Below are 7,042 nucleotides of genomic sequence, written 5' to 3' on the forward strand. Positions count from 1 at the left end.
CCCTGCGGTATGAGAGGTTAGCTTGTATAGCTTCATGTGGCAGTGAACCTGCCTCTGTGGGAGCGGGCTTGCTCGCGATGGTCGTTAACGATGGCGCGTATCCGCTGAGCCCATGAGGCACCCTGAAGACCATCGCGAGCAAGCCCGCTCCCACGCGTTGCAGATTAGTCCTGCAACGACGCGTGCGCCTGTTCCAGGAAGCTAGCATCAGCCCAATCGGTCACGCGGAAGTCGCCTTTGATGTAGCCGTGCTCGCGCAAGAATGTCTTTTTCAACTCCAGTGCAGCGAGGTTTTGTGCCGACAGTTGTGGCACAAAATCACGCCCGTGCAGGGCCGCACGTACCAGCGCCGGGTCACTGTTAAAGGTCACTCGGGTGAACAGTTCAGCGGCAGCATCCGGGTTGGCGTTGATCCAGCGACCGGCCCGAATCGCGGCGCGCAAGAAGGCCACCACCAGTTCAGGATGCTGGCGGGCGAAGTCAGTATTGACCGCAGTGGTGTACGGCCCGTTGGAGATTTTCAGGGTCCAGTCGGTGTAGCGCTCCAGGTCTTCGATCACTGTGTATTTGCCTGTCGCCACCAGCGATGCTGCGGTGCTGGCCTGTACCAGAATCGCGTCGACGCGGTCATCGGCCAGGGCCTGAATGTCCACCGGCGGCTGACCACGATGAGCTTTGATTTGCGTCCAGAGTTCAACCGGGCGCTGCGACGGTTGCAGGAAACTTGGGTCATCGTCGTCGGCCAGATCCACCCACTGCACCTGCTCGGCGCTCAAACCGGCCAGTTCCAGCACCAGCAGCAAACCGTGCTGGGCCGTGGCGCGGGCGAAGTCGATCTTGTCGTCGTTCTGGCTTTTGAACAGGCCGATGCGCCGTCCGGCCAGATCCTGTACCCGGCGGATCCCGGAACCCGCACGCACCACCACTTGGCCGGCGCGCTGGCTGGCGGTGGTGGCGATCAGCGTGGTGTCGGTCAGATCAGCCTTGGCCCACAGGGTCGGAATCGCTCCGCCATCGCGAAACAGCGGGTTGAACGAGTGACGGTAATGCGGCAACCAGCCGCCATTTTCAGGCAACGAACGCAGGAAGGTGGCCTTGCCACCGGCGCGCTTGAACTCTTCATCCAGCCAACCCAGCTCCACGGCAATATTGGACGCGACCAACACCGGGCAGATGGTGTAGTAGGCCTCTACCGGGTCAGCGACCAGACGCGGTTTTTCATGCAGTACGGTACTCATTGCGACACTCCTTGGGGCAGAGAGGTAGCCTTAGCTACCCAGGGAAATACCTTTGCTGGCCAACAGGCGCTGCCCGTTGCCTCGCAGGATCAACTCGCGCTCGGCCGCCGAAATCGGCGCGGCCAGCACTTGGGCGATACCCGGCGCGATGTCAGGCACCGGGGCATAGTCAGAGCCAAATACCAGTTGCTCAGCGCCCAGCACGCGGGTTGCCAGGGCGATGGCCTGGGCACCTCGGCCAGCGGCGCCGGTGTCGAATAACAAGCGCTGATAACGCGGGCTGTGGCCGACCGCATCGAAGTGGCCGGGCACCTGACTGAGCTCCACCAGGTTGGCGATGATGCCGGCGCCGCCGAGCATGGCGATTTGCACCGTGACGTCGGGGTAGCGGTCCAGCAGGTCGCTGTGGGCCAAGGTGATGGTGGCCGAGGCAAACTGCCAGGCGATGTCCAGCACCCGCCGCGCTTCGATGGCGTCACTGTGCAACAGCACCGGTGGCTGGCCCGGCACCTGCGGGTGGGCGTAACCGGTGTGCAAATAAATATGGCTGCCAAGCTCCTGGGCTTTGGCCAGCAACGGCTCAAAACGGCTGGCGGCGGCCAGGCTGGCGAAGGCATTCACCGGCAACACCGCACCGATCAGCCCCAGCTCTTCATGGGCGCGCTGCAACTCGCCCACCGACCACTGAATGTCGGAGGTCGACAACGCCGCCACGGCGCTGAGCCGCGTCGGGTACTGGCGCACCACGCCTGCCAGCTCATTGTTGTAGTCGCGCCACAGGCCCAGCGATTCGCTGGCAGACAGCGCCGCGTCGATGCCCAAAGTGGTCGGCCAGGACAGCAATTGATGCGCCACCCCGACCTGATCGAAATGCTCGATGCGCGCGTCCAGATCAAACCAGTGGTTGCCCAGCGCAAACGGTTGGGCCGTGGTGCCAGCGCCGGCGCGATGCAAATTCGGTGCGCTATCGGCGCCCGGTAAAAGGTGCGGGCTGCTCTGGCGCTCACTCAAAAAGCGCAGCGAGCTGGGTGAAAACCAATGGCTGTGCAGGTCGATCACACCCTGCACAGAAGGTTGGATTTGGCTCATGGTTCAGGCCTCTTCAGGTGAAAAGTGATGGGCAATACCGGCCAGCCCCTGATCGAGATCGGCGAGCAAATCGTCCACCGCTTCAAGGCCGACATGAATGCGAAACAGCACGCCCGGCACCTGCCACGGCGTGACCGCCCGCTGCGGTGTCTGGCGACCAATCAAGCTCTCGAAGCCGCCCCAGCTGGCGCCCATGGCAAACAGTTGGAGGCTGTCGAGGAAGGCATTGACCGCTTCATCGGGCAGCGGCTTGAGCACGAACGCAAACAAGCCTGACGAGCCCAAAAAGTCACGCTTCCAGATCTCATGCCCAGGGCTGCCGGGCAGCGCCGGGTGGCGCACTTCAAGCACCTCGCTGCGTTGCTGCAGCCAGTGCGCCACGCGCAGCGCCGACTGTTGATGCTGACGCAAGCGCACGCCCAGAGTGCGCAGGCCGCGCAGGCCCAGATACGCATCGTCGGCGCTGGCGATATAGCCGAGGTCGCGCACCACTGAACGCACCTGGGCATAGAGCGGCTGGGTGGTCACGATGACGCCGAGCATCGCGTCGGAATGGCCCACCAGGTACTTGGTGGCCGCGTGAATGGAGATATCCACACCATGCTCAAAAGCCCGGAAGAACAGCGGCGTGGCCCAGGTGTTGTCCATCAATACCAGCGCGCCGTGGGCATGGGCGGCCCTGGCGATAGCCGGGATGTCCTGGACTTCAAAGGTGGTGGAACCCGGCGCCTCGACAAACACCACTTTGGTGTTGGGCCGCAGTTGGCCGGCGATGTCGGCGCCCAGCTCAGGGTCGAAATAGGTGGTTTCAATGCCATAGCGCGACAGCACGTCGTCGAAGACTTTGCGCGCATGCCAATAACAATTGTCGGTAACCAGCACGTGGTCACCGGCCTTGGCCACGGCCAACACCGCGCCGGTGATTGCTGCCAGCCCCGACGGCATGATCAGCCCGCGATAGCCGCCTTCCAGCTCGGCCACCGCATCTTCAAACGCTGCGGTGGTGGGGTTGCCGTTGCGCCCGTAGGCATTGCCACGAAACTCCGGATCGGCCGACTTGCGCCGGAATTCGGCGAGCGCCTGGGTGTTTTCCCAGACGTAAGTCGACACGCGATAAACCGGGGTGTTGACCGTGCCCTCGTGGCTCGCCGGATTACGCCCCAAATGGGTCAGCTGGGTGTCGGCCAGCCAATGACTACGCGATTCTCTTGTGGACATCTTCACAGTACTCGTTCGAGGAAACGTTGGGTTCGGGGGTCGGCGGGGCGGCTGAAAATCAACTCGGGGTCGCCCTTTTCGACGATTCGCCCGCCATCGGTGAAATACACCGTGTCGGCGATTTCGCGGGCGAAGCGCATCTCGTGGGTGACGATCAGGCAGGTCATGCCGCTGGCGGCAACATCGCGGATCGTGTTGAGCACTTCCTTGACCGTCTCCGGGTCGAGGGCAGCGGTCACTTCGTCAAACATCATCACGTCGGGGCGCATCGCCAGGCTGCGGGCAATCGCCACGCGCTGTTGCTGGCCGCCGGACAACTGCCCGGGGAAGGCACCCTGTTTGTTTTCCAGACGCACCTTGGCCAGCAGCTCAATGGCGTAGGCTTCGGCCTCTTGCCGTGACTGGCCGAGCACTTGAATCGGCGCCAGGGTGATGTTGTCCAGCACGCTGAGGTGCGGGAACAGGTTGTAGCTTTGAAAGATCATGCCGACGTGGCGGCGCAGGCCGGGCACGTCGAGTTGCGGATCATCGACGCGGATCCCGCAGACCTCGATGCGCCCGCTGTCCACCGGGGTCAAGGCGTTGAGGGTGCGCAACAGGGTGGACTTGCCCGAGCCGGACGGGCCAATCAGGCAGGCGATTTCCGAGCGCCGAACCGACAGTGAAATGCCCTGCAAAATGGGCTGGTCACCGTAGGATTTGTACACGTCCTCCAACTGGATTTGCAGCGGCTGGCTCATGAGTACAGGCTCCATTTGCGCTCCAGGTACCGTGAGTAACGGGAGATCGGGTAGATATAAATAAAGAAGGCGACGAACACGTAGAGGTAGGCAGGCAGCAGCAGGTCCGGGCGGGTCTGGCCGGTGAGGCGCAGTTGCAGGCTGGTCATCAGTTCTTCTACGCCCATCAAATTGGCCAGCGAGGTGGCCATGGTCACGGCGCAGTACAGGCTCATCCATGGCGGTACCATGCTGCGCAGGGCCTGGGGCAGAATCACCAAACGCAGGCTTTTGCGCCGGGGCAGCGCCAGCGAGGCGGCGGCTTCCCACTGGGCCACGGGGATCGAACGAATGCCGCCACGCACAATTTCCGAGACGTAACCGCTGCCCGCCAAACCGAGCCCCAAGGCAGCCTTGAGCCAATCGGGAATCTGCCACCAGCGGTCCAGCGCCTGGAACTCAAACGGCAGCAGGTTCATCACCAAAAACACCACCACCAGCCACGGCGCATTGCGCAGCAATTGGGTCAGCAGCACCGCCATCTGGCGCAACCCGCGATGCAGCGAGACCTGCAAGCACCCCAGCAGCGTGCCGAACACTGTCGCTGCCAGCATCGCCACCACGCCCATCAGAATGTTCAGGGCAAAACCGCGGGCCAGCGCGGGGGTCCAGTTCAGCAACAGCGCAATGATGTCGCGATAGGCCCAGGCCACCGCCCCCACGCCGACACCCGCCGCCAGCCACAACACGCCCAGCGCGATAAAGCGCGAGGCGTTGAGCGGTGGGCGGATGCGTTGAGACAACAGAGTCAAAGGGCTCATCGGCTGTGATACCCCGGCAGGCGAAAGCGCGCTTCGATCCGCGACATCAGCAAGGCACAACCGCCGAGCAGGATGAAGTACATGAGCAGCAACACCTGCATCATCTCGGCGACGTTGAAGTTGTCAGTCCAGATGCGGTTACAGGCGTAGAGCAACTCCGGCACCGCGATGGCGTAGGCCACCGAGGTGGACTTGACCGCCTGCGCCAGGCTGTTGCCCAACGCAGGCAAACTGTTGCGCAGCGCCAGCGGCAAGATCAGGTGGCGAAACAGTTTGCGCCCGTGCAAGCCCAGGGCTTGCGCGGCCTCAATGGTCGAGCGCGGCACGGCGTCGATGCTGCCGCGCAGCGCCTCGATCTGGAAGGCGCCCGAGTGCAGCCCGAGCACAATGACTGCCCACTGAAAGTTACCGATCATGCGCACCGCATGGCCGTCGGCGTCCTCGACCATCGGCAACAGCGAACCCAGGCCGAAATAGAAGAAGTACAACTGAGCCAGCAAGGGCGTATTACGAAACAGCTCGACATAGGCGGTGACCGCCTGACGCACTGGCCGCCACGGTGAAGACTTCAACGCCACGCCCAGCACGCCGATCACCAGCGACAGCAGCACGCTGGCAATCGCCAGGCCCAGGGTGAAACCCAGCCCCAACAGAAAACGCTGGGCGTCTGTCGGGTCCCAGAGAATACTCAGGTGAAAGCCCTGGCCTTCAAGCCACGGTCGCACATAGCGTTCAATCACTGGCCTGCACTCCCCTGCGCATAACGGGCGTGCTGCTCGGCTACCCAAGGGTTGGCTTCGATGCCGTATTTTTTCTCAAGCTCGATGATCAGCCCCGAGCGATGCCAGCCTTCAACCACTTTGCCGAGCAAGGCTTGCAGCTCAGATTGGCCCTTGCGCAGGGCGATGCCCCAAGGGGCGGCATCCTGGCTGGGCAATTTGATTTCGTAGTCTTGCCAGTTCGGGTCTTTGGCCAGCTCGCGGTAGAACACGTCATCGGCAAGAGTGCCCAGGCAACGCCCGTCGGCCACCGCTTTGCGCACTTCGGCGTTGCCGGTGTAAGAGGCAAAACGTACGCCGTAACGCTCCTCGTAAGGACGCACCCAAACGCTGGCAGGGTTGGAGCACAGCACCTTGCCGCGCAGGTCTTCCCAGTGTTCGAGGCGAGTGGTTTTGGGGGCGAAAACCGTGGCCGCCGAGCTGTAATAACCCGGCTCGACAAAGTCCACTTCCCGGCGACGGCTCGGGGTGTCCAGCAGCGAGGTCACCAACAGTTCACAGCGCCCCTGATTGAGGAACGCCAAGCGGTTGACCGGGGTGACCAACACCAGTTGCAGGCCCAGGTCCTTGCCGGTGGCCTGCTGAAGCTGGTGCTGCAGATCCAGCACCAAGTCGTAGATCAAGCCGCTGTGGTTGCCCTCGGCATCGATGAACTTGAAAGGCGGGAATTCCTCGCCGGTGCAAACACTCAGGCTGCCACGGGACACCGCCCGCTCCAGCAGCACCTCGGCCTGTGCCACGCTCCAGCCGAGCAGTGCCAACAGGCCAACACTCAGGCGCAGCAGTGTGCGGCGAACGGATATAAACTCGAGTACAGCGCACACCTGGTGCATGTTGAGGCCCTCGCTAAAGAAGTGGGTGAAGGTGAGTTGGCGAGGGTTAGCCCGCCGCAAGCTCGGCGGGGTCCAGGCGCACGGCCTGTGCCACGCTCCAGCCGAGCAGTGCCAACAGGCCAACACTCAGGCGCAGCAGTGTGCGGCGAACGGATATAAACTCGAGTACAGCGCACACCTGGTGCATGTTGAGGCCCTCGCTAAAGAAGTGGGTGAAGGTGAGTTGGCGAGGGTTAGCCCGCCGCAAGCTCGGCGGGGTCCAGGCGCACGGCCTGTGCCACGCTCCAGCCGAGCAGTGCCAACAGGCCAACACTCAGGCGCAGCAGTGTGCGGCGAACGGATATA

8 protein-coding genes are annotated in these 7,042 nt (G+C 63.0%); all 8 read right to left on the reverse strand.

Annotated features, from left to right (window positions below):
- Positions 1–164 precede the first annotated feature (164 nt).
- The 8 genes from GHO41_RS20730 to GHO41_RS20765 are packed head-to-tail and all read right to left on the reverse strand — an operon-like array spanning position 165 to position 6,884.
- Positions 165–1,238: an ABC transporter substrate-binding protein gene (locus GHO41_RS20730; protein ID WP_153328732.1), complete on the reverse strand. Its 1,074-nt coding sequence runs from the start codon at positions 1,236–1,238 to the stop codon at positions 165–167.
- A gap of 30 nt (positions 1,239–1,268) precedes the next feature.
- The gene (locus tag GHO41_RS20735) at positions 1,269–2,327 is read right to left on the reverse strand and encodes an amidohydrolase family protein (protein WP_153434527.1); all 1,059 of its coding nucleotides are present in this window, start codon (positions 2,325–2,327) and stop codon (positions 1,269–1,271) included.
- Positions 2,328–2,330: 3 nt separating this feature from the next.
- Entirely contained in the window at positions 2,331–3,545 is a 1,215-nt protein-coding gene (gene metC / locus GHO41_RS20740; protein WP_153356599.1) for a cystathionine beta-lyase, read from the reverse strand.
- 2 nt (positions 3,546–3,547) lie between these two features.
- A complete protein-coding gene (locus tag GHO41_RS20745; protein WP_153328756.1) occupies positions 3,548–4,285 on the reverse strand; it encodes an amino acid ABC transporter ATP-binding protein in 738 nt (245 codons plus the stop codon).
- Positions 4,282–5,085, reverse strand: coding sequence for an amino acid ABC transporter permease (locus GHO41_RS20750; RefSeq protein WP_048373533.1), 804 nt, complete (start codon positions 5,083–5,085; stop codon positions 4,282–4,284). The genes GHO41_RS20745 and GHO41_RS20750 overlap by 4 nt, the downstream gene beginning before the upstream one ends.
- Positions 5,082–5,825 carry an amino acid ABC transporter permease gene (locus GHO41_RS20755; protein ID WP_048373535.1) on the reverse strand — a complete coding sequence of 248 codons (744 nt, stop codon included), beginning with the start codon at positions 5,823–5,825 and terminating at the stop codon, positions 5,082–5,084. Before GHO41_RS20755 ends, GHO41_RS20750 begins: the two co-directional genes overlap by 4 nt.
- On the reverse strand, positions 5,822–6,697 hold the full coding sequence (locus GHO41_RS20760; RefSeq protein WP_153434528.1) for a transporter substrate-binding domain-containing protein: 876 nt from the start codon (positions 6,695–6,697) through the stop codon (positions 5,822–5,824). Before GHO41_RS20760 ends, GHO41_RS20755 begins: the two co-directional genes overlap by 4 nt.
- Before the next feature lie 46 nt (positions 6,698–6,743).
- Positions 6,744–6,884 (reverse strand): hypothetical protein, encoded by a 141-nt coding sequence (locus GHO41_RS20765; protein ID WP_153434529.1) that lies wholly within the window; start codon positions 6,882–6,884, stop codon positions 6,744–6,746.
- Positions 6,885–7,042 lie beyond the last annotated feature (158 nt).

Origin of the sequence: Pseudomonas sp. FSL R10-0399 (assembly GCF_009600165.1) — a bacterium.
GTDB lineage: Bacteria > Pseudomonadota > Gammaproteobacteria > Pseudomonadales > Pseudomonadaceae > Aquipseudomonas > Aquipseudomonas helleri.